General features: G+C 67.1%; 21 protein-coding genes. 7 read left to right on the top strand and 14 right to left on the bottom strand.

Annotated elements, in window-relative coordinates; translation table 11 throughout:
• Window positions 1–82: 82 nt before the first annotated feature.
• On the bottom strand, window positions 83–1,027 hold the full coding sequence (locus BLT73_RS04590; protein ID WP_090521340.1) for an AraC family transcriptional regulator: 945 nt from the start codon (window positions 1,025–1,027) through the stop codon (window positions 83–85).
• Window positions 1,028–1,179: 152 nt separating this feature from the next.
• On the opposite strand from BLT73_RS04590, the gene dctP reads away from it, so the two are divergent.
• Genes dctP through BLT73_RS04575 form a run of 3 tightly spaced genes read left to right on the top strand, consistent with a single transcriptional unit; the run spans window position 1,180 to window position 5,365 of the window.
• A complete protein-coding gene (gene dctP / locus BLT73_RS04585; protein WP_090521338.1) occupies window positions 1,180–2,193 on the top strand; it encodes a TRAP transporter substrate-binding protein DctP in 1,014 nt (337 codons plus the stop codon).
• Window positions 2,193–4,211 (top strand): TRAP transporter large permease subunit, encoded by a 2,019-nt coding sequence (locus BLT73_RS04580; RefSeq protein WP_090521335.1) that lies wholly within the window; start codon window positions 2,193–2,195, stop codon window positions 4,209–4,211. The genes dctP and BLT73_RS04580 overlap by 1 nt, the downstream gene beginning before the upstream one ends.
• The gene (locus tag BLT73_RS04575; protein ID WP_090521333.1) at window positions 4,208–5,365 is read left to right on the top strand and encodes a serine hydrolase domain-containing protein; all 1,158 of its coding nucleotides are present in this window, start codon (window positions 4,208–4,210) and stop codon (window positions 5,363–5,365) included. The genes BLT73_RS04580 and BLT73_RS04575 overlap by 4 nt, the downstream gene beginning before the upstream one ends.
• Before the next feature lie 91 nt (window positions 5,366–5,456).
• Here the strand turns inward: BLT73_RS04575 and BLT73_RS04570 are convergent, their stop codons facing one another.
• From BLT73_RS04570 to BLT73_RS04545, 6 genes are read right to left on the bottom strand one after another with little or no spacing between them, the layout of a single operon-like run.
• Complete coding sequence (locus tag BLT73_RS04570; protein ID WP_090521331.1) at window positions 5,457–6,083, bottom strand: SOS response-associated peptidase; 627 nt, start codon at window positions 6,081–6,083, stop codon at window positions 5,457–5,459.
• Between the two features lies 1 nt (window position 6,084).
• Entirely contained in the window at window positions 6,085–6,585 is a 501-nt protein-coding gene (locus BLT73_RS04565) for a GAF domain-containing protein (RefSeq protein ID WP_090521329.1), read from the bottom strand.
• Window positions 6,582–7,337, bottom strand: coding sequence for an ABC transporter ATP-binding protein (locus BLT73_RS04560; RefSeq protein ID WP_090521326.1), 756 nt, complete (start codon window positions 7,335–7,337; stop codon window positions 6,582–6,584). Before BLT73_RS04560 ends, BLT73_RS04565 begins: the two co-directional genes overlap by 4 nt.
• Window positions 7,334–8,170, bottom strand: a complete 837-nt coding sequence (locus BLT73_RS04555; protein ID WP_090521324.1) for an ABC transporter ATP-binding protein — start codon at window positions 8,168–8,170, stop codon at window positions 7,334–7,336. Before BLT73_RS04555 ends, BLT73_RS04560 begins: the two co-directional genes overlap by 4 nt.
• Window positions 8,167–9,072 carry an ABC transporter permease gene (locus tag BLT73_RS04550; RefSeq protein WP_090521322.1) on the bottom strand — a complete coding sequence of 302 codons (906 nt, stop codon included), beginning with the start codon at window positions 9,070–9,072 and terminating at the stop codon, window positions 8,167–8,169. The genes BLT73_RS04555 and BLT73_RS04550 overlap by 4 nt, the downstream gene beginning before the upstream one ends.
• A 12-nt stretch (window positions 9,073–9,084) precedes the next feature.
• A complete protein-coding gene (locus tag BLT73_RS04545) occupies window positions 9,085–10,128 on the bottom strand; it encodes an ABC transporter permease (protein WP_176804906.1) in 1,044 nt (347 codons plus the stop codon).
• Between the two features lie 222 nt (window positions 10,129–10,350).
• On the opposite strand from BLT73_RS04545, the gene BLT73_RS04540 reads away from it, so the two are divergent.
• The 4 genes from BLT73_RS04540 (at window position 10,351) to BLT73_RS04525 (ending at window position 14,606) form a co-directional block, all read left to right on the top strand.
• The gene (locus BLT73_RS04540; protein ID WP_090521319.1) at window positions 10,351–10,995 is read left to right on the top strand and encodes a helix-turn-helix domain-containing protein; all 645 of its coding nucleotides are present in this window, start codon (window positions 10,351–10,353) and stop codon (window positions 10,993–10,995) included.
• A 31-nt stretch (window positions 10,996–11,026) separates the two neighbouring features.
• Entirely contained in the window at window positions 11,027–12,607 is a 1,581-nt protein-coding gene (locus BLT73_RS04535; RefSeq protein ID WP_090521317.1) for an ABC transporter substrate-binding protein, read from the top strand.
• Between the two features lie 63 nt (window positions 12,608–12,670).
• Window positions 12,671–13,798 (top strand): M24 family metallopeptidase, encoded by a 1,128-nt coding sequence (locus BLT73_RS04530; RefSeq protein ID WP_090521314.1) that lies wholly within the window; start codon window positions 12,671–12,673, stop codon window positions 13,796–13,798.
• A 13-nt stretch (window positions 13,799–13,811) separates the two neighbouring features.
• Entirely contained in the window at window positions 13,812–14,606 is a 795-nt protein-coding gene (locus BLT73_RS04525; protein WP_090521313.1) for a pyrroline-5-carboxylate reductase, read from the top strand.
• A gap of 18 nt (window positions 14,607–14,624) precedes the next feature.
• Here the strand turns inward: BLT73_RS04525 and BLT73_RS04520 are convergent, their stop codons facing one another.
• The 7 genes from BLT73_RS04520 to BLT73_RS04490 all read right to left on the bottom strand — a co-directional run bounded on the left by BLT73_RS04520 (window position 14,625) and on the right by BLT73_RS04490 (window position 25,187).
• Entirely contained in the window at window positions 14,625–15,842 is a 1,218-nt protein-coding gene (locus tag BLT73_RS04520; protein ID WP_090521311.1) for an MFS transporter, read from the bottom strand.
• A 201-nt stretch (window positions 15,843–16,043) separates the two neighbouring features.
• Window positions 16,044–18,089, bottom strand: a complete 2,046-nt coding sequence (locus BLT73_RS04515; RefSeq protein WP_090521309.1) for a DEAD/DEAH box helicase — start codon at window positions 18,087–18,089, stop codon at window positions 16,044–16,046.
• Between the two features lie 183 nt (window positions 18,090–18,272).
• Window positions 18,273–19,082, bottom strand: a complete 810-nt coding sequence (iolB, locus tag BLT73_RS04510) for a 5-deoxy-glucuronate isomerase (protein WP_090521308.1) — start codon at window positions 19,080–19,082, stop codon at window positions 18,273–18,275.
• 257 nt (window positions 19,083–19,339) lie between these two features.
• Complete coding sequence (iolE, locus tag BLT73_RS04505; RefSeq protein ID WP_090521307.1) at window positions 19,340–20,254, bottom strand: myo-inosose-2 dehydratase; 915 nt, start codon at window positions 20,252–20,254, stop codon at window positions 19,340–19,342.
• 7 nt (window positions 20,255–20,261) lie between these two features.
• On the bottom strand, window positions 20,262–22,103 hold the full coding sequence (gene iolD, locus BLT73_RS04500) for a 3D-(3,5/4)-trihydroxycyclohexane-1,2-dione acylhydrolase (decyclizing) (protein ID WP_090521872.1): 1,842 nt from the start codon (window positions 22,101–22,103) through the stop codon (window positions 20,262–20,264).
• A 41-nt stretch (window positions 22,104–22,144) separates the two neighbouring features.
• Window positions 22,145–24,064 carry a bifunctional 5-dehydro-2-deoxygluconokinase/5-dehydro-2-deoxyphosphogluconate aldolase gene (locus tag BLT73_RS04495; protein ID WP_090521304.1) on the bottom strand — a complete coding sequence of 640 codons (1,920 nt, stop codon included), beginning with the start codon at window positions 24,062–24,064 and terminating at the stop codon, window positions 22,145–22,147.
• On the bottom strand, window positions 24,051–25,187 hold the full coding sequence (locus BLT73_RS04490) for a Gfo/Idh/MocA family protein (protein WP_090521302.1): 1,137 nt from the start codon (window positions 25,185–25,187) through the stop codon (window positions 24,051–24,053). Before BLT73_RS04490 ends, BLT73_RS04495 begins: the two co-directional genes overlap by 14 nt.
• Window positions 25,188–25,205: the final 18 nt, after the last annotated feature.

Below are 25,205 nucleotides of genomic sequence, written 5' to 3'. Positions count from 1 at the left end.
GGGCGCGGCGGCAGCAGGTCTGACCCGCTGAGGCGAGGCAGCGGCATTACCGGGCTGTGCCGCTGCGGGCGCGCCGTGATCCTCACATCCGGCTCGGCGCCACCCCGAACTGCTTCTTGAACAGGCGGGAAAACTCGCTGGAGCTTGAAAAACCGCAGGTCATCGCGATCCGGGTCAGCGATTCACGATCCCCGAGATGCAGGATCATCCCGCGCGCCGCCTCCAGACGGCGCTGCCTGACCCGCTCCATCACCGACGGACCGTCGGAGAAGATCTTGTAGAGATAGCTGCGCGAGACGCGACAGGCGGCGGCGATCCGCTGTGGCGTCAGCTCGGGGTCGCGAAATGACGCGTCAATATAGGCCAGGACCCGCGCCTGCGCGGCCTGAACCGCGATGCTGTCCTCCGACATGCTGTCGCCCGAGGTCAGAAAAAATGCCACGGTCTCCATCATCTGGTTGGTCATGAAGGCGACGGTCCTGTCATCGGCCTCATCGACATTCTGCAGCAGCTCGAAAATCAGCCGGGTCATCATGTGATAGATGGCATCGGGTTGCACGACCGCCCTGGCCAGGATGCCGGAATTGGGGCCGAGCCGGTGTTCCAGCGCGCTGACCGGGATCTTCAGATTGAAGGTCGAGTAGTCCTTCTCCACGCGCAGCTTCGCCGACATGCCATTGTTCAGCAGATATGTATTCTGCGGCAGCAGGCGCACCGTCCGGTCGCCGATCTGGCACTGCGCGGCCCCGCTTTCGGGAAAGCTCAGCGAGAAGAACGGCTCTTCGGAGAGTGTCCGGCTATGCGATTTCTCGAATTGCTGGTTTCCGAACTCGATCCGGTTGAAGGTCAGATCGCCGATCTTGCGGCTGTAGAGGCTGCCCGAAATGCTGCCCTCGACGGCGGGCTTCACGTTCAGCGCGCCCCACACGCCGCTGAACAGGCTGCGCCAATGCTCACCGGCGCTGTCGGGGCGCGCGTCGGATGATCGGCCGATCAGGGGCAGTTGGGGGTGTGTTTTCTGATCCATCGGGTAATCTGCGTTGGCCGGTGGACGGTATCACAAAAATTCGTGGCGCCAAACAGAAGTCAGCCGCGTCAATGCGCGTCAATTTGTCGGGTGACAGAGCGGGCCCTCGACCTGAATGATGAGCGGCCACGTATCCAGAAAGGGAGGAAGACATGAAGATCACGATGGCAGCGAGCCTGATGGGGACGGCAATGCTGGTTGCGACCGCAGCGCAGGCGCAGGACGAGACATTCGACTGGACGCTGGCCTATCTTTCGGTGAAAGGCACGATCTACGAGGAGGTCGCGCTGGCGATCCCCGAGCGGATCTCGGCCGCGACCGATGGCCGCGTCACGATCACCGCAAATTCGTCGCTGGTGGCCGGGGACCGGCTGCTGGAAAGCGTGCGCGACGGGCTGGTGCAGATGAGCATGCCGCTGACCGGCTATTACACCGGCTCGCAGCCCATGTTCACCGTGCCCAGCCTGCCCGGCTATTCCGAGAGCTATGACGATCTGAAGGCGCTGTCGGAGTCGGATTACGGCGAACAGGTCCGCGCCATCTACAATGACGACTACACCGCGACAGAGATCATGGAGACGGCATTCTGCCCGCAGACGCTGTTCTCGACCGCGCCGATCACCACACTCGAGGAGTGGGAGGGCAAGAAGCTGCGGGTGAACAATCGCGGCACCGGCCTGATCGGCGGCGAGCTGGGCGCGATCACCGTGTCGCTGTCGGCGGCGGAGGTTCTGCCGGCACTGGAACGCGGTGTGATCGACGGCGTCATCACCGACACGTGCTGGGCCTATGGGGCCGGCTTCGGATCGGTCATCACGCACGGTGCGGACTGGCAATTGGGCAAGGTCGTGCCCTCGCCGGTGCTGGTCAACAACGATGCCTGGAACGAATTGCCCGAAGATCTGCGCGAGACCATCGCCGCCGAGTTCGCGGCGATCGAAGCCGATTTCGAGACCCGCTGGCGGGAGCGGACCGGCGAATTGCCGGGTCTGTGGGCCGAGGCCGGCGTCGATTACACCGTCGTGAGCGACGAGGAAAACGCGCGGTTCAACGCCGACGATCTGCAATCGCAGGTCATCGAGGCCTGGCGCGAGGATATGGCGCGCGCCGGACATGATGCCGATGCGGTGCTTGAGACGGCGAAAGCGGCCATCGGGAAAGAGTAATGGCAGCTGTCGCGGAAGAAACGCCGGGGTCGGATCAGACCCCGGCGATGGCAGGGATCACGGCGGCGCTCTCTCGCTGGCTGGGGATCCTGGCGGTTCTGGCCATGCTGGTCAGCGTCAATATCGAGGTGATCGGCCGCAGCTTTTTCGGTCACGCCACGATCTGGGTCACCGAAATCTCGACCTATCTGGTGGTCGTCATCACCTTTGTCGGCTCTGCCTTCGTGGCGGGTCGCGACAGCCATGTCCGCGTCGATCTGTGGCTGAACCGGCTGACCGAGGCGCGCCAGGCCCGGATCAAATCGGCGCTCGGATGGATTTCGGTCCTGATCGCGCTGATCGTGCTGTGGCGCTTCGCCTTTTTCTGGGCCGAGAATTTCGAGCGCGACACACGAAGCTGGAGCCTGCTGAACGCGCCGCTCTGGATCCCGCAATCGGCGGTCCTGCTGGGGCTCGCCGGGATGATCCTGACCCTGATCTTCGGCTTGCAACCGCGGCGGCGCGGATGGACGATCATCCCGGCGCTGATCGCCCTGGCCCTGGCACTCGCCCCCGCCGCAAGCCTGTCCGTGATCGCGCTGTCGCCGCTTCAGCAGGTGATCGTCTTTGCCGGGCTGGTGCTGTGCGCGGCCGTGCTGGCAGGCGGCGGCCGGACGCTTGCGGTCATCGCCGCGATCCTGCTGCCCGGCCTTGCGCTGTTCGTCCTGACCCGGCAGAGCGGCCTGCCCATCCAATCGCTGACCCTGATCCTCACGCTGTTCTTCTTGCTCTTCGCGGGGCTGCCGGTCGTGTTCACGCTGGCTGGGCTCGGCATTCTGGCAATGATCGTCTGGCTGCCGCCGGTCACCCTGACATCCATCGGCGAACGCGCATGGAGTTCGGTGAACACCTTCGAGTTGGCTGCGATCCCGATGTTCGTGCTGATGGGCGCAATCCTGGTGCGCAGCAATGCCTCGGCCGAGATGTTCACCGCCGCGCAGATGGCGATGGGCCGGCTGCGCGGCAGCCTCGCCTATGCCTCGATTCTGGCATCGGGCATCTTTGCCGCCGTCTCCGGCTCCAGCCTCGCGACGGCGGCGACGATGGGCCGCGTGGCCGGGCCGGAGATGATGCGCGCGGGCTACCGGCCCGGCCTGGCTTACGGCGTGCTGGCCGCGGGCGGAACGCTGGGCATCCTGATCCCGCCCAGCATCGCGATGATCATCTATGGCCCGATGGCCGGTGTGCCGGTGACGCAGCTTTTCATGGCCGGCATCGTGCCCGGCCTGCTGATGATCGCGGCCTTCGCGCTCGTGGTCATGGTCTGGGCGCTGATCGACCCGTCCGCCGCCCCCGCTGGGCAGAGCGCGTCCCTGCGCGAGAAGCTGATCGCCACCAAGGGCGTGGTGCCGTTCCTGCTGCTGATGGTCATGGTGCTGGGCTCGCTCTATGCCGGGATCGCCACCCCGACCGAGGCCGGCGCGGTGGGCGTTCTGGGCGCGATCCTCATCAGCCTGGCGCGCAGAACGCTCACCCTCGCCGAGTTCGTCGCGGCGTTGGAAGAAACCGTGCTGACCACCTCCTTTTTGCTGATGATCGCGGTCGGCGCGTCGGTCATGGGGTTCGCGCTGGATTTCCTGGCGATGCCCCAGGCCCTCGTACGGCTGGTGCAGTCGCTGTCGCTGTCGGATGTCGGGCTGTTCCTGGCCATCGTGCTCCTGTATCTGGTCCTCGGCATGTTCGTCGAACCGATCAGCATGGTGCTGATGACGCTGCCGATCATCCTGCCGGTGATCGGCGCCGCAGGGTGGGATCCGCTCTGGTTCGGGATCGTGCTGGTGATGCTGGTCGAGATCGGGCTGATTACCCCGCCCGTCGGAATGATCCTGTATGTGCTGTCGGGCGTCGCGGGCAAACAGGCCTCGCTGGGCCAGATCTCGGGCGGCACCCTGCCCTTCGTGGCGGCGTTCCTGCTGATGGTGCTTGTGTTCTTCGCCTTCCCGCAGATCGTCACCTTTCTGCCGGCGATGATGCAATGATGCGGGCGCAGCAGTTCGACGCGGCCCCGGTCGCGGCCTGGCTGGATCGCGAAAGACAGGCCGGGCGGCTCCAGGCCGGCGCGCTCGAGATCGAAGTCAACGGGCACCGCGCGCATGATGTCAGCTTCGGCCATCACGGTCGCGACGGCACGGGCGCTGCGATCACGCGGGACACGGCCTTCTGGATCGCCTCGATGACCAAGCCGATCGTCTCGGTCGCGGCCCTGCAGCTCATCGAGTCCGGGCAGCTTTCGCTGGCCGCTCAGGTCCGGGACCATATCCCCGGCTTCGGCGATGCCGGTGTGCTGCGTGACGATGGCGAGACCGATCCGCTGTACTGGCCGGTCACGATTGCGGACCTGATGCGCCACACATCCGGGCTGACCTATGGCGCGTTTGGTGATCAGCCCATCCATCGGCGCTACCGCGACGCGAACGCCTTTGATTTCACGGCCGATAACCGCGAGATTGCCATCCGGTTGCGCGGTCTGCCGCTGCTCCACCAGCCGGGCACGGTGTTTGAATACGGCATGTCCACCGATCTGCTGGGCCGGGTGATCGAGGTCATCACCGGCGACCCCCTCGACACCGCCCTGCAGAGGATGGTGCTGGGGCCGTTGGGCATGACGCGCACCGGCTTCCTGCCCGATCCCGCCGGACGCGCCGCACTGCCGTCATCGCCGGTTCAGCAGTCCTTCGCGCCGCCCTTGTCCGCGGGTCAGAAATGGTGGTCGGGCGGTGCGGGTCTGTGGTCCAGCGTGGCCGATTACATGCGCTTTGCCCGGATGCTGCACGCCGGCGGCGCGCTCGACGGGGTGCGCATCCTTGACCCCGAGACCGTTGCCCTGATGCGGCAGAACCACCTGCCGCCGGAAGTGGCCTATGGCGAGTATACCGAAACCCTGGGGATCACCGCGCCCTGGCCGGAGAACGGCCTGGGCTTCGGCCTCGGGCTGGCGGTGCGCACCCGGAAAACCGCAGAGATCCCCGGCGGTGTGGGCGAGTTCTTCTGGCCCGGCATCTCCGGCGCGAATTTCTGGGTCGATCCCGCGCATGAGCTGATCGTGGTGTTCCTGACCCACGCGCCGGAACACCGTGCCGATCACCGGATCGGGCTGCGCCGCGCGGTCTATGACGGGCTGGGCACGATATAGCCGGACTACGCTGCCGGGCATGCCTCCGCCTGGCGCCGTCCGGTCACGGCCCGTCAAGCCTCGCCGGGATCGACCCAGCCCCCGGCCCATGTCAGTCCTCGTCATCCTCGATCAGCACCAGATCCCCGTCCGGCAGAGGGCGCTGCAGCGTGCGCGCCGCGTCGATCGGCGCGGAGAGCCAGGTCTCCCAATCTTCGGGATCGCGCAGGATCACCGGCATCGCCTTCGGGTGGATCGCGCCGACCTCGGCATTGGGTGGGCAGGTCAGGAAGGCAAACAGATCGTCGGTGGTCGGCCCGTCCTTGACCTTGCGGACCGATTCCCATCCGCGCAGCTCGATCCCGGCGAAAAAGATCGGACGGTCATCGGCCGGGGCGAACCACTGGTTGCCGCGCCCCTTGCCGCGCGGCTCGGCAAAGGCGGTCAGCGGCACAAGGCAGCGTTGCGCGGGCGACAGCCAGCGCCGCCAATGGGGCGATGACAGGTTGCGGATATTGGTGACGCCGGGATCCCGCGCGGTTTTCAGCACCGAGGGCGGCGAGGGCATCCCCCACCGCGCCGCCGCCAGTTCCAGCCCGTCCGCGCCATGCCGGATGATCGGGGCCGCGCGGTCGGGATAGATCCGGCCGGGCGGCAGATTGCCCGCCGCATTCTCGAGCCCCGCGAAAAGCCGGCGCATCGCCTCGGCCGAGGTGGTCTGGGTGTAGAGATTGCACATCTCAGCCCTCGAAACCGTCCGCCAAAGCCATCGCCGCCATCGACGGCAATGTCAGTTCCTCGCGGATCGTTTCGACGCGCGCGGGCGTGTAATACCCCTCCTCGTGCAGCATGTTGATCGTCGCCACCAGCTCGCCCGCGCGGATCACCGGCAGATTGACCACCGATGCGCAGCCGAGCCGCCCGATCAGATCGGCATCGGGGAACACCGTGGCGATCTCCGCCAGCGTGTTGGCGATGAAGCACTCATGCCGGCCGTGGACCTGTTCGAACCAGCGATCGATGGTGATCGGCTTGGTGCCGGAGGCTGGATAATTCACCGGATCGTCGCTGTAGGCACGGCGCGCCAGCATGGCCTGCATGTCCACCGTCATAATGGTGAACAGCTTCGCGCCGACGCGCGCGCGCGCCAGGGCGCAAAGCGCATCAAAGACCTGCGTCTCGGTCGTGGCGGCCGACAGGGCGCGGATGAACGCGCCATGCGCGTCCTGGTGATCGGTCATGCTTGGGCCTCGCGCGCGGGATTGCCGCCGGACGCCGCGTAGAGCGCCCGGCTGTAGGGATCGGTGAAGCTTCCGTCATGCAGCGCGGTGGCCGGCGCGATCTCGACCACGCGGCCCTTGTTCATCAGCGCCATGCGGTCGCACATGAAGCCCACCACCGGCAGGTTATGCGTCACCATCAGATAGGTCAGCCCCTGCTCGCGGCGCAGCTTTTTCAGAAGGTTGAGGATCTCGGCCTGAACAGAGACATCGAGCGCCGAGGTGGGTTCATCCAGAAGCATCACCTTCGGTTCCAGCATCAGCGCGCGGGCGATGGCCACGCGCTGCCGCTGACCGCCGGACAGCTGATGCGGAAAGCGAAAGCGGAAGCGCTGATCGAGGCCGACCGCCGCCAGCATCTCGACCACGCGCGCGGCGCGGTTGCCGAGGCCATGCACCTCCAGCGGTTCCGACAGCACCGCATCGACCGTCCGGCGCGGATGCAGCGAGCCGTAGGGGTCCTGGAACACCATCTGGCAGGTGGTGGCAAAGCCGCGATCGACCCGGTGGCCGCGCGGCTGACCCAGCACGGTGATCTCTCCCGTCCAGTCGGGCGCCAGCCCCGCAATGGCCTTCAGGATGGTGGATTTGCCGGATCCGCTTTCCCCGACAAGCGCGAAGCTCTCGCCCTCGGCCACGTCGAGCGTGACGTCATGGACCACGCGCGTCGTGCCGTAGGAGATGTTCAAGTCCTTCAGGACGATGGCGCTCATGTTCCACCCCATGCGCTGCGGTCCAGAACGGGAAGCGTGTCGCGGGTCTCTTCCATCCGCGGCACGGCCGCCAGCAGCCCCCGCGTATAGGGATGGCTGGCATGGTGGAGATCCTGCGCCTTGCAGCTCTCGACCACCTCGCCGCCATGCATGACCATGATCCGGTCGCAATAGCGCGCCACAAGGTTCAGATCGTGGCTGATGAGGATCAGCCCCATGCCGTGATCGCGCACCAGCTCGTCGATCAGGTCGAGCACCTGCGCCTGCACCGACACATCGAGCGCCGAGGTCGGCTCGTCCGCGATCAGCAGGTCCGGGCGCGGGATCAGCATCATCGCGATCATGATGCGCTGCCCCATCCCGCCCGACACCTCATGCGGGAACAGCCGCAGCACCCGCTCGGGTTCATGGATGCGCACCGCGTGCAGCATCTCGATCACGCGCGCGCGGACGTCGCGCCGCGCCAGCCGTTCATGGGTGATCAGCGCCTCGGCGATCTGGTCGCCCACCGTCATCACCGGGTTCAGCGAGAATTTCGGATCCTGCATGATCATCGAGATCCGCGCCCCGCGCAGCGCCCGCATCTGGCGTTCGGATTGCGCGTCCAGGTCGATCCCGTCAAAGACCATGCGCGCCGCGCGCTGCCGTCCCGGCGGGCGGATCAGCCGCAGGATGGCACGGCCGGTCATCGACTTGCCCGAGCCGCTTTCACCGACGATCCCCAGTCGCTCGCGCCCGAGGCGCAGCGACAGGCCCCTGACCACCTCGACCCGGCCCTTCGGCGTGGGAAAGCTGACCCGCAGATCCTCGATCTCCAGCAGCGGCGCGTTCATGACTTGCCCCCCTGTTTCGGGTCCAGCACGTCGCGCAGCCCGTCGCCCAGAAAGCAGAACCCCAGCGAGACCAGGATGATCGCGAAGCCCGGCATCGTCGCCACCCACCACTGATCAAGGATGAAGGTCCGCCCGCGCGAGATCATCGCCCCCCATTCCGGCAAGGGCGGCTGTGCGCCGAGGCCCAGGAAACCAAGCCCCGCCGCGGTCAGGATGATCCCGGCCATGTCCAGCGTCACCCGCACGATCATCGAGGAGGTGCAGAGCGGCAGGATATGGCGCGTGATGACCCGCAGATGCGAGGCGCCGAGAAGCTGGGTCGCGGCAATGAACTCGGAATTGCGGAAGGTCAGCGTCTCGGCCCGCGCGATGCGGGCATAGGCCGGCCAGGAGGTGATGGCGATGGCGATCACCGCGTTCTCGATGCCGGGGCCAAGGGCCGCAACGAAGGCGAGGGCCAGGATCAGCTTGGGCATGGACAGGAACACATCGGTCAGCCCCATCAGGATCTTGTCGATCCAGCCGCCGAAATAGCCGGAGATCGCGCCGATCAGCAGCCCCAGCGGGGCCGAGATCACCGCCACCAGCACCACGATCATCAGCGTGATCCGGGCGCCGTAGATCACCCGGCTGAAAATATTCCGGCCCAGCTCGTCCGTGCCCATCCAATGCGCGGCGGAGGGCGCCAGCAGCCGCGCGCCGAGGTTCTGCCCGAACGGGCTGTGCGGCGCGATCAGCGGCGCGAACGCGGCGGTCAGCAGCAGGATCAGCAGGATCGCCGCACCCAACACCGCCAGCGGGTTGCGCGAGAGCGCCAGCAGCATCCTGTAGCTCCGCCCGAGGCTCGCCTGCAGCCGCGATGCGGGGGAGTCGTCCAGAAGCCAGTCACGGGTGGTGCTCATCGTCTTTGCCCCCTACCGGCTGCGCGGGTCGAGGACGCGATACAGCACGTCCGACACCCGGTTGATGAGGATGAACACCGCACCGATCACCAGCGTCGCGCCGAGGACGGCGTTCATGTCGGCATTCAGCAGCGCCACGGTCAGGTAATTGCCGATGCCGGGCCAGCTGAACACCGTCTCGATCATCACCGACCCTTCCAGCAGCGCCGCATAGGACAGGCCGATCACGGTAATCAGCGGCACCCGGATCGGGCGGAAGGCATGGGTCCAGATCACCCGCCACTCCGCCACGCCCTTGACCCGCGCGGTGGTGACATATTCCTGGCCAAGCTGATCCAGCATGAAGCTGCGCGTCATCCGCGCGATATAGGCAAGCGAGAAGAATCCAAGGATCGCCGCCGGCAGCAGCAGGTGGGCGAGCGCGTTCCAGAACACCTCCCAGTCGCGGGCAATGGCGGCATCGACCAGCATCAGCCCGGTCACCGGGTCGACGAGCCCTTCATAGAAGATGTCCACCCGGCCCGGCCCCGCAACCCAGCCGAGGCCCGCATAGAACACCGCCAGCCCCACCAGCCCCAGCCAGAAGGCCGGCACCGAATAGCCGAGCAGCGCGAAGACCCGGATAACCTGGTCTATCCAGCTTCCCCGGCGCGCCGCCGCCCAGACCCCAAGCGGTACGCCGAGCCCCACCCCGATCAGGATGCCCAGCGTCGCCATCTCCAGCGTGGCCGGGAACACTGTCGCCAGATCCTGCGCCACCGGCCGGTTGGTGGAGATGGAGCGGCCCAGATCGCCGCGAAACACCGCGCCCACATAGTCGATGAACTGCACGATTATCGGCCGGTCCAGACCCATCGCGGCGCGGGCGGCGTCGTATTGGTCCTGTGTCGCGCGGTCGCCCACCACCGACAGCACCGGGTCGATCGGAATCACCCGCCCGATGAAAAACGTGATCGCCAGAAGCCCGATGAAGGTCAGCAGGGTCAGCAGCACGAAGCCGGCCACCGATGCCACCGCACCTTGGATCCTGCCGCGATCCGGGACCGCCGCGCCCATCGCCATCCTCCTCAATCCGCGCCCGCCCCGGCGCTCAGCCTGCGCCGCTCCGGTCCGCATGCTTCGCCGAGCCTCCCGTGCATAGATGAAATCATCAACATTGCAAAAACATTTTTGTTATGGAAAAATTATTTTTGTAGCCTTTCCAGATGCGTCTGGCAGAATGTGATGTGCGCGCAGCAATCGCCGCGCGCCGCGTGACTGAGGGGGGAGATGTCGAGCATGCCGGCAGACAGGGCCAAGCCGGAGCCGCGCCTGGGTTCCGCGATTCGCAAGCGGCGCAAGCAGTTGCGGCTGACACTTCAGGCGCTCTGCGACCGGTCCGGCGTCTCCGTGGGCTATCTGAGCCAGGTGGAGCGCGACAATGCCACGCCGACGCTCGGCACGCTGGCGCAGATCGCCGATGCGCTCGACGTGTCGCTGGATTACTTCATCGCCGCCCCGAAGCCGTCGGACGGGCTGACCCGCGCCGGAGAGCGCCCGCAATTCGCGCTGCCGAGTTCCGAGCTGACCTATGAGAATATCGCCTCCGATTTCCCCGGCGCGGAGCTGTCCGGCTATGTGCTGACCGTTCCGCCAGGGTTTCGGTCGGAGACCGTCAGCCACGAGGGGGAGGAGCTGGTCTTCATCCTCGACGGCGAGATCGAGCAGGAGCTGGACGGCCAGGCTTTTCGCATGACCGCCGGCGACAGCCTGCATTACAGCGGCGAAACACCGCATGCCTGGCGCAACCCGACCACCGCCCCGGCCCGTATGCTGTGGACCGGAACGCTCACCGTGCTGAACCGCAAGGGCGCGGTGCGATTGCCGGCATTCTCGCGCCGCGATGGCGCGGCGGATGACGACGCCAGGGACCACCCCGCCTGACCACCATCATCGAGATCACAGGGAGAAGACCATGAAATATCTGAGATTCGCCGTGCTGGCTAGCGCCGTGGCGCTGCCGCTCACCGCCGGTGCCGACACGCCGGACAACGCGCTTGTCGTGGCGCAGAACATCGACGACATCGTCGCAATCGATCCGGCCCAGGCCTACGAGTTCACCTCGGGAGAGCTGGTCACCAATCTCTATGACCGGCTGGTGCAGTATGATGCGGACGACACCGACACGCTGGCCGCGGGCCTCGCCTCGGAATGGGAGACGGATGCCGAGGGCAAGACCATCACCTTCACCCTGCGCGACGGCGCAAGTTTCGCCTCGGGCAATCCGGTCCGGGCCGAGGACGTGGTCTATTCGCTGACCCGCGTCATCAAGCTGAACCTGACCCCGGCCTTCATCCTGGCCCAGCTTGGCTGGACGCCGGAGAATGTCGATCAGATGGTGACGGCAGATGGCAACCGCGTCACCATCCGCTATGAGGGCGAGTTCTCGCCCGCCTTCGTGCTCAACGTCATCGCCTCGCGCTCGGCCTCGATCCTCGACAGCGAACTCGTCAAGCAGCACGAGGTCGATGGCGACATGGGCAATGCCTGGCTCAACGAGAACTCGGCCGGGTCCGGCCCGTTCAGGCTGGACCGCTATCAGCCCGCGCAGATGGTGCGCATGTCCGCGAACGAGAATTATTTCAACGGCGCACCCGCCATCGACAGCGTCATCATCCGCCATGTGGCCGAGGCCGCGACCCAGCAGTTGCTGCTGGAACAGGGCGATGTGGACATGGCCCGCAACCTGACGCCGGACCAGATCGCCTCGATGGACAGCGAGGAGATCAAGGTCGAGACCTATCCCCAGGCGGCCGTCCATTTCCTGTCCTTCAACCAGAAGACCGAGAGCCTGACCGATCCCGCGCTGTGGGAGGCCGCGCGCTATCTGGTCGATTACACCGGCATGACCGACAGCATCATCAACGGCCAGATGGAGGTGCACCAGGCGTTCTGGCCGAAGGGGTTCCCCGGCTCCTACGACGAAACCCCGTTCAGCTATGACCCGGAGAAGGCGAAGCAGATCTTGGAAGATGCCGGGGTCGAAACCCCGATCACGGTGACGCTGGATGTCATAAACTCGGCCCCGTTCACCGACATGGCGCAATCGCTTCAGGCCAGCTTCGCCGATGCCGGGATCAATTTCGAGATCCTGCCCGGCACCGGCAGCCAGGTCATCACCAAGTATCGCGAGCGCAGCCATCAGGCGATGCTGCTCTACTGGGGGCCCGACTTCATGGACCCGCATTCCAACGCCAAGGCCTTCGCCTATAACTCGGACAATTCGGACGAGAACTATGCCGCGACGACCACCTGGCGCAACGCCTGGGCCGTCCCCGAGGAGATGAATGCCGAAACCATGGCCGCCCTGTCCGAAGCCGACCCGGAGACGCGGCTGGAGATGTATCGCGACCTGCAACAGAAGGTGCAGGAAAATTCGCCCATCGTCATCATGTTCCAGGCTGCCTACCAGGTGGCGATGGACGAGGACGTCACCGGCTATGTGAACGGTGCGACATCGGATTTCGTTTTCTATCGCCTGGTCGAGAAAAACTGATCCGATCGCGGGCCGCCGTCCTCCCCCGGCGGCCCGTTTTTCATTCCATCCCGAAGGCAAGCTATGTCCAAATTCCCCCGCACCGCGCGCCGGATCTCCGCGCTGCGCGACCGGATGGCCGCCACTGGCACCGACCTCGTCGCGCTCGGTCCCTCCAGCCATATGGGCTGGGCCACAGGCGTGCACCCGCATGGCGACGAACGTCCGGTGATGCTGCTCGTCAGCCGAGATTACGCCGGTTTCCTGATGCCGTCGCTGAACGCCGATGCCGCGCGCAAGGACAGCGACCTGCCGTTTCATACCTGGCGCGACGATGAGGGGCCGCAGGCGGCACTCGCCGAGTTGCTGGCGGCCTGCGATGCCGACCGGCCCGGCCTGACGGTCGTGCTGGACGAGACGATGCGGGCGGATTTCGCGCTGCGCCTACTGGATGCGCTGAACGCACCGCGGCGGCGGTTTACCGCGGACACGGTCGGGCTGCTGCGCGCGGCGAAGGATGCCGAGGAACAGGCCGCCATCAAGCGCGCCCATCAGACCAACGACCGCGTCATGGCCGCGGCCTTCGCGGCGCTCCGCGCGGGCATGACCGAGCGCGATCTGGAAGCCGTGATTACCGCACGCCACACGGCCGAGGGGGCGGTGACGGAATTCTGCTCCGTCTGCTTCGGGCCGAACGCCGCCTTTCCGCATCACCATTCCGGCGACACACGGCTGACGGCGGACATGGCGGTTCTGATCGACACCGGCTGCCGGGTGGATGGCTACCCGTCCGACATGACGCGCTGCGGGTTCTTCGGCACGCCGGATGCGCAATATCTGGAGGTCTTTGCGGTGGTGGAACGCGCCGTGCAGGCGGCGCTGCAGGCGGCCCGGCCGGGCGTGCCGGCCCGGGCCGTCGACAAGGCGGCGCGCGATGTGATTACAGCGGCGGGTTATGGTGCGAATTTCCTGCACCGCACCGGCCACGGGCTCGGGCTGGACATCCACGAGCCGCCCTATATCACCGCCACATCGGATCAGCCGCTGGCAGAGGGCAATGTCTTCTCCATCGAGCCGGGCATCTATCTTCCCGGCAAATTCGGTGTCAGGCTGGAGGAAATCGTGTTTCTGCGCGCGGATGGGCCGGAAATCTTCTCGGACATGCCGCGCGACTGCGTGACAGGCGGGGACGGCGCGCGAGATCGGGGCTGAAAGGAACAGGGCAATGAAGATCGGATTCATCGGCACAGGCGAGATCACCCAGGCCATCGTGACCGGGCTGATGGCGTCGGATTATCCGGTGGAGGAGGTGATCCTGTCGCCGCGCAGCAAGGCGGTCTCGGCCCGGCTGGCGCAGGCGCATGACCGGGTCAGCGTCGCCGACAGCAACCAGCATGTCGTCGATCAGGCCGAGCTGCTGTTTCTGTCGGTGCGCCCGCAAATTGCCGGGGAGGTGCTGCGCGCGCTCGATTTCCGCGCCGATCAGCGCATCGTCAGCCTGATCGCGACCATCCCGGACGAGGTGCTGCGGGGCTGGACCCGCACCACCGATCCGATCCCGCGGGTGGTGCCCCTGCCCGCCGTGGCGGACCGGCAGGGCGCGACGCTGATCCATCCGGCGGATTCCACACTCGCCAAGCTCTTCGGCGCGCTCGGCCCGGTCATCGAGGCCGGCAGCCTCGACGAATTCGACGCGCTCACCAGCTCCGGCGCGGTGATGGGGCTGTATTTCGGGCTGCTGGAGACGATCTCGGACTGGCTCGCCGCGCGCGGCATCGACCGCGCCGACGCGCGGACATTCATGGGAAAGGTGTTTCTCGAACTGGGCCGCACGGCCGAGCGTCATCCGGGAGAGGATTTCCCGGCGCTGCGCGACGCGCATTCGACCGCGGGCGGGATCAACGAGCAGATGTTCCGGGTGTTCGGGGAACAGGGCGGCACACAGGCGCTGCGCGCCGCGCTCGACAGCGTGGCGGACCGCATCGCCTCGGCGCGGGGCGACGGCAGCGGCGCGGCGTGACCGCCCGCCGGGCCGCGCTCAGTGCACGGCCGAGTGGACGGGCACGGGATGCAGCACCTCGCCCCGCCCCTTCGCGTGACGCCAGACGACCGCGAGGCCGAGCAATCCGACCAGCGAGAAGCCAATGGCGACCACGCCCGGCGCCCGCCAGCCGAACCCCGCATCCAGCGCCAGCCCCGCGAACAGCGGACCCAGACCGTTCGCGGCGTTGAAGGCCGCGTGGTTCATCGCGGCGGCCATGCTCTGCGCCTGGCCGGCAATGTCCATCAGCCGTGTCTGCAACGGCACGAACACGGTCGAGGTCAGCCCGAGCAGCAGCGCCGCCGCGATCATCGCCTGCCAGGTGCCCACCGACCAGATGGTGAAGCCCTGCGCGCCGATCATCATCACGAACAGCCAGGCGCAGGCCGCGACCGGGCCGAGCGCGATGGTCATCCGCGCCGCCATGATGCTGCCGATGGTGCTGCCGATGCCGAAGGCCGACAGCATCGCCGGCACCGCCCATCCCGGCGGGCTCGCCGTGACCAGCATGGCCTGCGACATGAAGGCATAGACCGCGAACATCCCGCCGCTGCCGATCGTGCCGACCAGCAGGGTCAGAAGCACCGCGGAATTGCTGAGCGCCTTCAGCTCCGCCATCGGCCGCGCATCGGGATCCACCCCCACGCGCGGGGCGAATTTCAGGATCAGCGCGGCGGCGATCAGCGCAAAGATGCCGGGCAGCGCGAAGCCGCTGCGCCAGCCCAGAACATCGCCCAGCACCCCGGCAAAGGGCACGCCGACGATATTGGCCACGGTCAGCCCCAGGATCACCTGCGTCACCCCCTTGGCCCGCTTCTCGCGCGGCAGGGCATCGGCGGCAAACAGCATCCCCACGCCCAGGAACCCGCCATGCGGCAGCCCGGCCAGGAAGCGCATCCCCACCAGCGTCGAATAGCCCGGCAGGATCGCGGCGGCGAGGTTCAGCACGCCGTAAGCGCCGATCAGCGCGGCCAGATAGCGCCGCCGCGGCAGCCGCGCCCCCAGAAGCGTGGTGATCGGCGCCCCGATCACCACACCGAACGCATAGGCAGAGATGACATGCCCGGCCTCGGCCTCGCTGAGGCCCAGATCGGCGGCGAACCAGGGCAGAAGCCCCATCGCGGCGAATTCGGACGTGCCGATGGCAAAGGCACCAAGGGCAAGGGACAGGATCACCAGCGACAGGCTGGCGGGTTTGCTGGCGTCAGCAGTCATGGCGGCACCGCTCGATTTCGGGAGGTTCCGTTTGCGATAACAGCTTCGCGTGTGGCACGCCATGCCCGGCTGCGAAGACCCGCCATGCAGCCATCGCAACGCTCAGGCGCAAAGTCGTGGGTAGGCCCGCTCAGCGCCCGCGTCTGAAAAGCGCCGGAGGCGGGACCGGCGCGCGTCTCGCGTGGCGCGCGCCGTGACGCATCAGCCGCGCGTCCGCGGCCGACGCGGCGGCGTATTGCCGCCCGGTCGCGGTCGCTTCGATCCGGGCTTCGCGGGGCGCTTGGACTCCGCCCGGCCCTTGCCGCGGCCAGAGGCAGGCTTGCCATCGGTGGCGGCGGTGCGGGATTTTTTTCCGGCGGGCGCGCCGTCCTTTCCGGCTGGGCGGGGTGGCCGCGCGGGTTTACCTTTTTCCGCTGTCGCAGCGTCAGAAGCATGGGCCGGTTTCGACGCCGCAGCCGCCTTCTTCTCGGCGCTCCAACGCGCCTTCTTCTTCAGCTTCGCAACCCGGCCGTCCGCCGCGACATCCGGTTCGGGCGACCAGGCCGGCGCGGTTTTCCCGGAGCCAGAGGACGGCTCGCGCGGCGCGGCAGCATCACGGGGTTTCGCCGCCCGCGTCGCGGCCCCGCGCGCAGGCTTCGGCGGGCCGCGGCGCGCGGGGCGCGCATCGAAGGCCGGCTCGCCCGCCAGGCGGCGCATGAGCAGTCCTGCCTCCAGCTCGATCTCGTCTCCGAAGCGCGGCGCCTCAGCGGTGGCGATCTGGACCAGGGTTTCATCCTCGCGCACCCGGATGGCCCCGATCGCGTCGCGGGTGATCCCGCCCGCCTCGCAGATCTTGGGAAGCAGCCAGCGGGCCTCCGCCCGGCCGCTATGCCCGACCGAGATGCTGAACCAGACCGAGGCGCCGAAGTCGCGCGGCGGGCGCGGTGCGGCGTCCGGCGCGGGCGGCACATCGGTCAGCTCCTCGGGCGGCGGCCGCCCCTCGCGCCAGAGCTGGACGAAGGCCGCGGCGAGCTGTTCCGGCCCGACCCGGTCCAGCAGATCGCGCGCCACGGTCATGTCCTCCAGCGGCGACGACAGGGCCGGGTGATCCAGCATCCGCAGATCGTCGCGGGCGCTGACCTCCTCAGCCGAGGGCGGCTTGCCCCATTCCGCCGTCACCTTCGCCCCCTGCAACAGCCGCTGCGCCTTCTTGTATTCGGACGAGGTCGCGATCAGCGCCGAGACCCCCTTGGACCCGGCCCGCCCGGTCCGGCCGGACCGGTGCAGCAGGGTTTCGGAATTGGTCGGCAGATCGGCATGGATCACCAGATCCAGCCCCGGCAGGTCGATGCCGCGCGCCGCCACATCGGTGGCGATACAGACCCGTGCGCGACCGTCACGCAGCGCCTGCAGGGCATGGGTCCGCTCCTGCTGGGACAGCTCGCCCGACAGCGCCACCACGCGGAAGCCGCGATTGCCCATCCGCGCCAGCAGATGGTTCACATTGGCGCGGGTCTTGCAGAAGATGATCGCGGTCCGCGCCTCGTGAAAGCGCAGCAGGTTGAAGATGGCGTTTTCCTTGTCGCGCGCGGTGACGGAGAGCGCGTGATAGGTGATGTCGCCATGTTGCCGCGCCTCTCCGGTGGCGGCGACGCGCAGGCTGTCGCGCTGAAAATCGCGGGCGAGTTTCTCGATGGCCGGCGGCACGGTGGCCGAGAACATCAGCGTGCGGCGGCTGTCCGGCGCGGCCTGCAGGATATGTTCCAGATCCTCGCGGAAGCCGAGATCAAGCATCTCGTCGGCCTCGTCCAGCACCGCCACGCGCAGCCCGGAGAGATCGAGCGCGCCCTTGTCGAGATGGTCGCGCAGCCGCCCCGGCGTGCCGACCACGATCTGCGCGCCGCGTGCCAGCGCCCTTCGTTCGGTCCGGTAATCCATCCCGCCCACGCAGGTCGCGATCCGCGCCCCCGTCTGGGCATAGAGCCAGCCCAGCTCTGCCGCGACCTGCAGCGCGAGTTCCCGCGTGGGCGCGATGGCGAGCGCCAGCGGCTGGCCGGTTTCGGGCATGCGGTCATCCGCGTCCAGCAATTCCGGCGCGGCGGCGATGCCGAAGGCCACGGTCTTGCCGGAGCCGGTCTGCGCCGAGACCAGCAGGTCGCGGCCGCCGATGTCGGGGTCCAGCATCTGCTGCTGCACGGTGGTCAGCCGGTCATAGCCGCGTTCGGCCAGCGTCGCGGCCAGCGGGGCGGCAATATCTGTCTGTGTCATCTCGTCTGCCAGGATGGGGCCCTCGGGCCGGGGGGTATCGGCCCGGTCCGGTTTCTGCGCGGCCCATCCGCGCCCACCACATGCAGCCGAAACGCCGCCCTTAGCCGCTGGCCGGGGCAAAGTCAAAGCCTGTCTCGCCCGGACCGGCAGGGCATCGCGCTGCGTCGCGCGTGGCCGGCCCCCCTACCCCTTATCCCTCTCCATGATCCACTCTACCTCCGGCGCGGGGACAAAGCGCCAGTTCCGGCGCGGTCCTGCCATGACGTTGAGGTAGTACATCTCGAAGCCGTAAGGAGCGCCGCAGGGGTGGTGGCCTCGGGGGACGCAGACGACATCGCCGTCCTTGACCGCCATGTTCTCATCGAGGCTGCCATCATCGGTATAGACCCGCTGAATCGCCCAGCCATTGCTGGGGTTCAGGCGGTGGTAATAGGTCTCCTCCAGATAGGTGATGCGGGGGAAATCATCCTCGTCATGGCGGTGGCTGGGATAGCTGGACCAGTGGCCTGCGGGGGTGAAGACCTCGGTCACCAGCAGGCTGTCGGCGTAATCCTGATCCTCCATGGCGATATTGTTGATATGGCGGGTATTGGTACCCTTTCCGCGTTCGGTCAGGGTGATGCCGTCGGGCCCGATCCGGCGGGCCTCATGGCCGCCGCGGCCGGGGGCAGAGCAGGCCGCGATGACGCAATCGGTTGTCGCTTCGGCCTGCCATTGCTGGCCGTTCGGGACATAGAGGCAATGCGGCGGGGTCTTGTCGAACACATCCATCCGCTCGCCCAATTCGCCCCAGTCCCGCCCGGCGGCCTCGATCCGGGCCTTGCCTTCGACCATCACCAGAATGACCTCTCGATCCCCGGTCAGATCGCCGGCGCGGTCGCCCGCGCGCAGGCGGTGCAGGGAGAAGCCGACATAGCGCCAGCCGGCATCCTCGGGCGTGATGCGATGCACCTCGCCATGGCTGCCGAAGGGTTTGTGCAGAAGATGGCTCATAGCATGTCCTTTCTCAAACTCGGCGCCGCCGTTAGGGGCAACAGCACCGTGCGTTGCGCCGCACGGCGGGTCATCCCTGCGGCCGCGAAACACCCTGCAAGTGCTGGCCGAACGGCCGCACGGGCCGTGCACCGCCCGACCACAACATGTACACAGCGCGTACACCGAACACCGCGCCTCGCGCCTTCTCCTCAGGAAAATACCCCGGGGTGAACTGGCCGCAGGCCAGGAGGGGCAGCGCCCCTGCCATCCTGCGCTTATGCCGCCGCATCACGATCCAGCCCGGCCTCGCGGGCCATGCGGCGCAGCGCGTCGAGGCCCATGGACTGGTAATGCTTCGGGTCGCGGCTGGCGCTGTCCTGCTCGGCTTCGATCACCAGCCAGCCGTCATATCCGGCTTCTGCGGCGATGCGCAGCACCGGGGCGAAGTCCACGCAGCCTTCGGGGTCGCCGGGGACGGTGAAGGCGCCGCGGCGGACGCCCTCGATGAAGGAAAGCCCCTCGGCGCGCACCTCCTCCATCACCTTCTGCCGGATATTCTTGCAATGGATATGGCCCACGCGGGACATGTATCTGCGCGCCAGCTCCGCCGGATCGGCGCCGCCGAAATGCGCGTGTCCCGTATCCAGCAGCAGATGCACATCCGGCCCGGCGGCGGCCATGAAGCGGTCGATATCCGCGGCGCTTTCGACGCAGGAGCCGGCATGGTGGTGATAGCAGAAGCGCATCCCCTGCCCGGCGGCATGGGCGGCCAGATCGTTGATGCCCGCCATCAGCCGGTCCCATTCCTCATCGCTGAGAATCGGCCGGTCATTGGCGGCGACCTCGCTTTTGCCATGCACGGTGTTGGAACATTCGCAGATGATGATGAGATCGCTGCCCGCCGCTTTCGACATGGCGATATGCGCATCCATCGCCGCGCGCTCCACCTGCGGGGTCGAGCCGGTGGCCAGGATATTCGTCGAATGCCAGCCGCCGATGAATTGCAGCCCATACGCGCCGAGCGCGGCTTTCAGCTCATCACCGTCCGAGGGCATCTTGTGGCCCTTCTCGATGCCGTCAAAGCCGATCTCGCGGCAATCGGTGAGGCAATCCTCGAGCGAAAGATGCGCGCCGATGGAGTGGTCGTCATCATTCGACCAGGCGATGGGATTGGTGCCGTAACGGATCATGTCAGCCTCAGTTCACAAGCCTCTGGCGGGCGATATTGGCAAGGTAATCGGCATAGGCGGCGCGAAGTTTTTGGGTCTCGCCCACCTCCGGCACGGCCACGTCCCAGAAATGCCCGGCGCCTTCCAGCCCGTCGCCGGGGCCGGGCTCGGCGGTGGTGTCGATGACGATCACGGTGGGAATGTCGCGGGACCGCGCGGCGGCGATCTCTGATTCCAGCTCCGCGATGCCGCCCGCCTTGACCGCATGCGCCCCCATGCTGGCGGCATGGGCCACGAAATCGATCTGCGGCTGGGTCTCGATATTGCTGTTCACATAGAGATTGTTGAACGGCACCCCGCCCGTGCCCTGTTGCAGCCGGTTGATGCAGCCATAGCCGCGATTATCGGTCAGCACGACGGTGAAGGGGATGCGCCGCATCACCGCCGTGGCCAGTTCCGAATTGGCCATCATATAGCTGCCATCGCCGACAAAGCAGATCACCTCGCGGTCGGGACGGGCCAGTTTCAGGCCCATGGCGCCCGCGATCTCGTATCCCATGCAGCTATAGCCGTATTCCATGTGATAGCCGTGCCGGCTGGCCTGCCACAGCAGCTTCAACGCACCGGGCATGGTGCCTGCGGCGCACATAGCGATGGCGTCGGGGCCTGTCGCGCGCTGCACCGCGCCGATCACCTGCGCGTCGGTGGGCAGTTCGTTGGTATCGGTGGGGGCGGCGCAATGGGCGGTGACGGCCTCCAGCCAATCGGCGCGGGCCTGCGGGTTTGCCGCATCGGCGCGGTACTCGCCAAGCGCCTGCGTCAGTGCCGCAAGCGCCACTTTGGCATCGGCGACGAGGCTGACCCCGCCATGCTTGGCCGCGTCATAGGGCTGGACATTGATGCTGGCCAGTCTCGCATCCGGAAACAGCGTCCGCGAGCCGGTGGTGAAATCCTGCAACCTCGTGCCGATGCCGATCACCAGATCGGCCTGTGCGGCCATGGCATTGGCCGCGCCCGAGCCATCGACCCCCGCCGCGCCATAATTCATCTTGTGATCCTGCGGCAGGGCGGATTTGCCGGCCTGGGTCTCGATCACCGGGATATTGTGGCGGGTCGCGAAGTCGCTCAGCGCGTCCTCGGCCTGCGCATAGATCACGCCCCCGCCCGCCACGATCACCGGCGCGCGCGCGGCGCGGATCATGTCCGCGACTTCGGCCAGTTCCTGACGGTCGGGTTCGGGGCGGCGGATGCGCCAGATGCGGGGTTCGAAGAATGCCGCGGGCCAGTCATAGGCTTCGGCCTGCACATCCTGACAGAAACTCAGCACCGCCGGGCCGCAAGCGGCGGGGTCGGTCATCGCGGCCATGGCGCGGGGCAAGGCCGTCAGCAGATGTTCGGGCCGTGTGATACGGTCGAAATAGCGGCTGACGGGGCGGAAACAGTCATTCGCGCTGACGGTCCCGTCGCCCCAATCCTCGACTTGCTGCAGCACCGGATCGGGGCGGCGATTCGCAAACACATCGCCCGCAATGACCAGCAGCGGCAGCCGGTTCACATGCGCAAGCGCCGCCGCCGTCACGACATTGGTCGCCCCCGGCCCGATCGAGGTCGTCACCGCCTGTGCCCGGCGGCGCGCATGGCCCTTGGCCCAGGCAATCGCGGCATGGGCCATCGACTGTTCGTTCTGGCCCCGCCATGTCGGAAGCGCCTCGCCCATGCCGTGGAGCGCCTCGCCGATCCCCGCCACATTGCCATGACCGAAGATCGCCCAGACGCCTTCGATGAAGCGCTGATCGTCCTCGTTCATCTGCACCGACAGCCAGCGGGTCATGGCCTGCGCGGCGGTCAGTCGGATGGTCTTGCCGCTCATCACATCGCCTCCAATTTCTTCTTCATCCAAATACCCAAGGATCAGGCCGCCGCCTTTGCCTTGCTGCGGGCGCTGTCCCAAATCTCGCAAAGCCGCGCATATCGCTCCGCCATTTGCGCGACCGCGTCGTCGTCGCCGATTTCACCCTGCATCCACGCCCGCGCCGCGTCACCGAAGATGGTGCGGCCGACGGCGAAACCCTTGACCAGATCGAAACCCGCCGCGACCTCAAAGCTGGCGGCCAGCTCGGCTTCGGGCGCGTCTAGGCCGAGGACGACGATGCCGCGGGTGTGTTTGTCATGTTCCTCGATGGCGTCGATGGCGTTCTGCCAGCCCTCGCGGGTTTTCATCGGCTCCAGCTTCCACCAGTCGGGATAGACGCCGATGGCGTAGAATTGCCGGATCAGGGTCGCGGTGGTCATGTCATCGACCGGGCCGACCTTGGAGGGGATCACCTCCAGCAGGAACTCCAGATCGTTGCGGCGCGCCGCCGTGTAAAGCCGCCGGATCGTGGCCTCCTGATCCTCGCGCATCGCGGCATCGTCATCGGGATGGCAGAAGCAGAGGCATTTCACGATATTCTCGCGCGCCCATTCCTGCAGACCGCCGCAATCGGGGCCGAGCTCCGGCTCCAGCGTCAAAGGGCGGGAGCCGGGCCATTCGGCGGGCCGCCCGATCCACAGGCCGCTGCCGCTGGCCGCATGCAGCGCCGAACGCCCGATGCGGTTGTCGCAGAGGATGCCGTAGCCGCTCTGCCCGTTTGCCACCTGAAGCGCGGCGCTCAGGCACAACTCCTTGAACACCCCGCCCTTGTCCGGCGTATAGCCGTCCATCTCTTCGAGCTGCGCGCGGTGGTCGAAGGCGAAGACGCGCATCTCGGACCAGTCGCCGCCCATGCGGCCCTGACGGTTGGTGGCCCAGTGGATCTGTTCCAGTTCGGCGTCATTGCGCAGATCGGGCTGGGTCACGCCGCGCCTGAGGAAGAACTCCAGCTCCGTCAGCGAGGGATAGGCGGGCGTGCAGCCGTGGCGGCTGACCGCGAAGGCGCCGCAGGCATTGGCATATTTCAGCGCCGTCGGCCAGTCCTCGCCGTCCAGCCAGCCTTTCATCAGCCCCGAGAAAAACCCGTCGCCCGCGCCGAGGACGTTGAAGACCTCGATCGGAAAACCCGGACCGGTCTGGCCGTCATCGAGGCTGTCGGGGATGTCGCCCTCGAAGGCCACAGCCCCCGCCGCGCCGCGTTTGCAGACCAGCGTGGCGTCAGAGACCTTGCGGACCGCGCGCAGCGCCGCAATCGTGTCGGTGCTGCCGCCGGCGATGTGGAATTCCTCCTCGGTGCCCACGATCAGGTCGAAAAGGTGAAGCGTCGATTGCAGCTCCGCCGTGACCGCCTCGCTTGCGACGAAGCGGCTCTCGCCCTCGCCATGGCCCGCCACGCCCCAGAGATTGGGACGATAATCGATGTCGAGCGCCGTCCGCGCGCCGTGCTTGCGCGCCAGTTCCAGCGCCTTGATGACGGCGGCGCGGGTTTGCGGGTGCGACAGATGCGTCCCGGTGGCCAGCACTGACCGCGCCTCGGCGATGAAATCCTCGTCGATATCAACCTCGGTCAGACCCATATCGGCGCAATTCTCGCGATAGAAGATCAGTGGAAAGCTGTCCTCGTCGCGGATGCCCAAGAGAACCAGGGCGGTCAGCCGCGCGGGGTCGGTCTTAACCCCGCGCACATCCACCCCCTCGCGCTGCAACTGCTCTCGGATGAAGCGGCCCATATGCTCATCGCCCACCCCGGTGATGACGGCGGATTTCAGCCCCAGCCGCGCCGTCCCGCAGGCGATATTGGTCGGGCTGCCGCCGATATACTTGCTGAACGACCCCATATCCTCCAGCCGGCCACCGATCTGGTCGCCATAGAGGTCCACGCTGCTGCGACCGATGGTGATGAGATCAAGCGGCTTCATGGCTAAGCTCCTCGATGCGGACGGGCTGGCCGTTCGAGGCGGCCATGGCGTGAATGACGCGCTCGATCCGCAGACCGGCGGCGAAATCGGGCGCGGCGGCGGAGCCGCCCGCAATCGCGCGTAGCAGGTCGCGGCATTCGATGATCTTCTGTTCGTTGAAGCCGAAATTATGGCCCGGCGCGGGGCAGAATGCGGCGAAATCGGGCTGTTCGGGGCCGCTGAGATGGCGGGTGAAGCCGGCCTCGCCCGCGCGGTGGAGCCACAGCTCGTTCATGTTCTCCTGATCGAAGACCAGCGTGCCGTCGCTGCCGTGAACCTCCCATTGCAGGCGGCATTTGCGGCCGCGCGCCACGCGCGAGGTGGCGAAACTGCCCTGCGCGCCGGAGGCAAAGCGGATCAGCGCCATGGCGCTGTCCTCGTTCTCGACATCGCGCGGTCCGTCGGGCGAAAGGCGGCTCGGCACGGCGATCTGGGTCATGGCCGTCACCTCGGCCACATCGCCCATCAGCGCGACCATCTGGCTGACGAGGTGACAGCCGAGATCGCCCAGCACGCCCAGCCCGCCGCCCGCATGGGTCATGCGCCAGGACCAGGGCAGATCGGGATCGGCCGAGTAATCCTCGTCATACACGCCGCGAAAGGCCAGCGGGCGGCCGATTTCGCCTGCGGCGACCAGACGTTCGGCCGCCTGAAAGGCCGGGTTGCGCAGGTAGTTGTAACCCAGAAGCGTGACCTGCCCGGGATGGGAAGCGGCCAGATCGGCCATGGATTGCGCATCGGCCAGCGTCAGCGCCATGGGTTTTTCCAGCCAGACATGCTTGCCCCCGCGCAAGGCCGCCTCGGCCATGGGGCGGTGCAGACCGTTCGGCGTGGTGATCGAGACCACATCGACGGCCGGGTCGGCCACCGCCACCTGCCAGTCATCCGTGGCGCGGGCGAAACCGAACTGCGCCGCGATCTCCCCGGCCCGGTCGGCGGGGGTGTCGCAGAGGATCTCCAGCCTCGGATGGGCGCCGCCGAAGACCGTGGCGACATTGCGCCAGGCCATGGCGTGGCATTTGCCCATGAAGCCGGTGCCGATCAGGGCAACGCCGAGCGGGGCTTGCGGCATGGGATGGATCATGTCGTCTCCTGTCGGGAT

It is taken from the genome of Paracoccus isoporae, from assembly GCF_900101865.1.
In the GTDB taxonomy this organism is placed as follows: domain Bacteria; phylum Pseudomonadota; class Alphaproteobacteria; order Rhodobacterales; family Rhodobacteraceae; genus Paracoccus; species Paracoccus isoporae.
Note: the sequence above shows the minus strand (reverse complement) of the source record. Positions and strands in the feature narration are given on the sequence as shown.

What these genes read in the sequence shown, in the direction of transcription:
- BLT73_RS04590 (WP_090521340.1), bottom strand. Translation starts at nt 1,027, where the DNA reads ATGGATCAGAAAACACACCCCCAACTGCCCCTGATCGGCCGATCATCC.
- dctP (WP_090521338.1), top strand. Translation starts at nt 1,180, where the DNA reads ATGAAGATCACGATGGCAGCGAGCCTGATGGGGACGGCAATGCTGGTT.
- BLT73_RS04580 (WP_090521335.1), top strand. Translation starts at nt 2,193, where the DNA reads ATGGCAGCTGTCGCGGAAGAAACGCCGGGGTCGGATCAGACCCCGGCG.
- BLT73_RS04575 (WP_090521333.1), top strand. Translation starts at nt 4,208, where the DNA reads ATGATGCGGGCGCAGCAGTTCGACGCGGCCCCGGTCGCGGCCTGGCTG.
- BLT73_RS04570 (WP_090521331.1), bottom strand. Translation starts at nt 6,083, where the DNA reads ATGTGCAATCTCTACACCCAGACCACCTCGGCCGAGGCGATGCGCCGG.
- BLT73_RS04565 (WP_090521329.1), bottom strand. Translation starts at nt 6,585, where the DNA reads ATGACCGATCACCAGGACGCGCATGGCGCGTTCATCCGCGCCCTGTCG.
- BLT73_RS04560 (WP_090521326.1), bottom strand. Translation starts at nt 7,337, where the DNA reads ATGAGCGCCATCGTCCTGAAGGACTTGAACATCTCCTACGGCACGACG.
- BLT73_RS04555 (WP_090521324.1), bottom strand. Translation starts at nt 8,170, where the DNA reads ATGAACGCGCCGCTGCTGGAGATCGAGGATCTGCGGGTCAGCTTTCCC.
- BLT73_RS04550 (WP_090521322.1), bottom strand. Translation starts at nt 9,072, where the DNA reads ATGAGCACCACCCGTGACTGGCTTCTGGACGACTCCCCCGCATCGCGG.
- BLT73_RS04545 (WP_176804906.1), bottom strand. Translation starts at nt 10,128, where the DNA reads ATGGGCGCGGCGGTCCCGGATCGCGGCAGGATCCAAGGTGCGGTGGCA.
- BLT73_RS04540 (WP_090521319.1), top strand. Translation starts at nt 10,351, where the DNA reads ATGCCGGCAGACAGGGCCAAGCCGGAGCCGCGCCTGGGTTCCGCGATT.
- BLT73_RS04535 (WP_090521317.1), top strand. Translation starts at nt 11,027, where the DNA reads ATGAAATATCTGAGATTCGCCGTGCTGGCTAGCGCCGTGGCGCTGCCG.
- BLT73_RS04530 (WP_090521314.1), top strand. Translation starts at nt 12,671, where the DNA reads ATGTCCAAATTCCCCCGCACCGCGCGCCGGATCTCCGCGCTGCGCGAC.
- BLT73_RS04525 (WP_090521313.1), top strand. Translation starts at nt 13,812, where the DNA reads ATGAAGATCGGATTCATCGGCACAGGCGAGATCACCCAGGCCATCGTG.
- BLT73_RS04520 (WP_090521311.1), bottom strand. Translation starts at nt 15,842, where the DNA reads ATGACTGCTGACGCCAGCAAACCCGCCAGCCTGTCGCTGGTGATCCTG.
- BLT73_RS04515 (WP_090521309.1), bottom strand. Translation starts at nt 18,089, where the DNA reads ATGACACAGACAGATATTGCCGCCCCGCTGGCCGCGACGCTGGCCGAA.
- iolB (WP_090521308.1), bottom strand. Translation starts at nt 19,082, where the DNA reads ATGAGCCATCTTCTGCACAAACCCTTCGGCAGCCATGGCGAGGTGCAT.
- iolE (WP_090521307.1), bottom strand. Translation starts at nt 20,254, where the DNA reads ATGATCCGTTACGGCACCAATCCCATCGCCTGGTCGAATGATGACGAC.
- iolD (WP_090521872.1), bottom strand. Translation starts at nt 22,103, where the DNA reads ATGAGCGGCAAGACCATCCGACTGACCGCCGCGCAGGCCATGACCCGC.
- BLT73_RS04495 (WP_090521304.1), bottom strand. Translation starts at nt 24,064, where the DNA reads ATGAAGCCGCTTGATCTCATCACCATCGGTCGCAGCAGCGTGGACCTC.
- BLT73_RS04490 (WP_090521302.1), bottom strand. Translation starts at nt 25,187, where the DNA reads ATGATCCATCCCATGCCGCAAGCCCCGCTCGGCGTTGCCCTGATCGGC.